The 2,773-nt window shown below is 65.5% G+C and carries 2 protein-coding genes and 1 pseudogene; 1 reads left to right on the top strand and 2 read right to left on the bottom strand.

The genetic code is table 11. The features are described 5' to 3' along the window. Positions 1-271: 271 nt before the first annotated feature. Positions 272-1,444, bottom strand: a complete 1,173-nt coding sequence (locus AC1DU4_RS26230; protein WP_477844892.1) for a hypothetical protein — start codon at positions 1,442-1,444, stop codon at positions 272-274. A 486-nt stretch (positions 1,445-1,930) separates the two neighbouring features. Here AC1DU4_RS26230 and AC1DU4_RS26225 point away from each other — a divergent pair, with 486 nt between their 5' ends. Next, positions 1,931-2,185, top strand: coding sequence for a hypothetical protein (locus tag AC1DU4_RS26225; RefSeq protein ID WP_477844890.1), 255 nt, complete (start codon positions 1,931-1,933; stop codon positions 2,183-2,185). 249 nt (positions 2,186-2,434) lie between these two features. Here the strand turns inward: AC1DU4_RS26225 and AC1DU4_RS26220 are convergent. Then, positions 2,435-2,773, bottom strand: a pseudogene (locus AC1DU4_RS26220) (hypothetical protein); the annotation flags it as partial.

The following is a 2,773-nucleotide window of genomic DNA, read 5'->3' as shown; positions in this document are numbered from 1 at the left end:
CGAGGACGGTGTGCTCCGCTGGGACTTTCACTGACAGTGCGGAGATGCATCTCCAATCACTGGAATTGGTACGACGCAGCAGTCGGCGGCGAACCCGAGCAGTGATTTCAGTAGCCCCTCGACGCTCGAGCGCCGACCAAGCCGGAACTCATCCAGATTTGTGTGATCCGGAGCCCTCCTTAAGTGTGATTACCGACCGGTAGACCTATCCAATCCGCATGCAGCCCACCACGCTCCGCCATTGGTGAACACCCCTCCACCCACCCTGCGTTCACCAATTTGACCCGCTGCCGGGCTTCCGACGCCGATTCCCCCTCAACTGGACCGGACCCGCCGCCTCGTCCGACTGCCGCACACCCGGCACCGGCACCGGCACCGAGATCCTCGCCATGATGTCCGCGTTCGCCGGATCGGCATACGGATCCGGCTGAATCCAGTGCACCGTGCCACGAGTGCGCGCATCGAGATCGGCTCGCCGGCGCGTGCCGTCCGGTGACTGCGCGGTGAGTCCGACGACGGCGACCCATTCCGTGCCGTCGGCACCGCTCGCCTTGTCGGCACGTCGCGGCTCAGCCGTCACCCGGGCAACGGTGGCCGGATCATCGACCGGGACCAGCCGCCGCTCGTCGTCGAGCATCCGCACCGGGTGGGCATCGGGATCGACACGCACCGCACCGTACCTGCGGTCAAGGCTGAGCATCGGATACGTGGAGCCGACAAGGAACAGTCGCCCGTCGACGAGGACACTGCGACCGCCCTCGGCGCAGACGCGTTCGATGGTCACCGTCCCGTCGCCGGCACGGTCGCACCGGAACACCTCGTATCGGGAGGTGATCCAGCACCCGTCACGATCGGCGTGGACCTTGCGGGTCCACTGGCCGGTCGGCGGCTCGATCGTCAGCGGCAACAGATACTCGACGACCCGTGGCGGGGTCGCCGCCGTATCGAGGTGCAGCAGAACAGGATTCGACCGGTCCATCACCCACACGTCGGATCCGTCGACGGAGACCGCGCCGGCGACGAACTCCACCTCGGTGGCCGGTACGTCGTCGAGGTCCAGGTCGAGCAGCACACCCACCTCCTCGAAGTGATCCTCGGTCGAGCGCGTGTCCCAGTTCGACCAGAAGCGGTGCGGGGTCGCCTCGATCTCGGTCAGTCGCTCGGTGCCGTCCACTGCGCGCAACCCGCCGCCGGTGTGTTCGGTGCGCTGTTCGACAAGCTGGACCCGTCGAACCCTGCCGCGAACCCGGACGGGATTGTCGGACGATGTCCAGGAGATGCCGACGAAGAGTCTCCCGGTGAGTTCGACTCGCCCCGTCAGTGGCCGGTCGGACAACCACTCGGCAGACCATCCGTCACCGATCACCTCGAGCGGCCACCTCAGTCCGCCCTCAGGGTGGCTGTAGGGGGTGTGCCCGAACACCGGCCGTGCGGTTGCCCGCACGGTCTGCCCACATGGTGAGTGTGTTGGGTCGGTGGGGTCGAAGGTCAGTATGACTTCGACGACGTCACCGCGAGCGGGTGGTGCGAGCGAGCCGTCGTCGAGGATCCATCCGGGGACGTACACAGCAAGAGTGCGATCAGCCGTTTCGGCAGTCATCGTGAAGACCCCACGCACTCGAGGATCCGATGGGCGACGCCATCGGGCGCGGGGCTACCTTGCGCTGAAGAATACCGCGGCGGTCGAGTTTTGCGGTATCCATCGGGAATCGGCTGGCCGGCTCAGGTTATGCAGGGGGTCGAAGTGCGCGACCGCCTCCCGCTCCTTGAGCCATCTCGGCGACCAGCCTCTCGGCCGCTACCGGGGGCAGTCCCGCCTTTCCCTCTGTCATCCTGAGTCTATGACCGGCGAAAGCTTCCTCGGAAACACCGCGACGGCGCAAAGCGCAGCGAAGATCCACCTCCCGGCCGCGAAGAGCTCCTGGCATTGGTGAATGAACGACTTGAAATCGTCGCGGCAATTTCGGCCGGTCTGGACCGCCGCGACGAGCTGATCACGGTGGTGGCAGGGGCATCCGATGACAATGCAGCCCGACAGGCCGTGATGGAATTGCTCGGGGAGACAGAGACAGGTGCTGCCGCAATCCTCGGGATGCAGGTCAGAAGGTTCAGCGCTCTGGAACGGCAGCGCATTCACCTCGAACGAAGCGAACTCGAAGCGGAATGTCGAAGACTCGAGTCGTAGCCGCGGCCACAACCGCATTGACGGAAGTAGAGCAGGTCCCATCGGACCAATCCCCGTGACGTACCGCATCTCCCGCCATAGCTTTGAAGCCCTAGCCAGCGGCACCAAGGAGACTGTCACACCACGACTTGGGCTTCGCTGAGCCTGGTACGTCATCTGCTGCCGGGACAACCGAACTGGGGGCAGTCCTCTACCTCCGAGGGCGAGCGTTCCAAGATCACCGCGGGATGATTGTTTTCGACTGACCGGCTACGGCTGACCGGGCGCGATCCCGAATGCCGCCCGGAGCTGGCCATGCAGGTCGCGTACATCTCCTTGGTATGTGACCGAGGCGCCGTAGAGCGCCTCGAACGCAGCCCGCCTCGGGTCCGGGTTTGCGGCCGCGAAAATCGTGGGGAGCGCAAACGCCGGACGGCTGATCGGACCCATGTCGAACGGGTCGAACTCGCCGATCGAGTGGATGACAAACACGCCCTTCGTGATGTGCTCACCGGCCGGCGCTTCTCGTCGACGCTCGGCCTCGAACTGTGCGGATGCTGTGGCCGGGTCGTCGAACGGCGACGGCAGTGGGTCACCGGCGTGCAGAGC

This window comes from Rhodococcus sp. P4_F5 (assembly GCF_056401315.1).
This window is presented reverse-complemented; position numbering and strand designations above follow the sequence as displayed.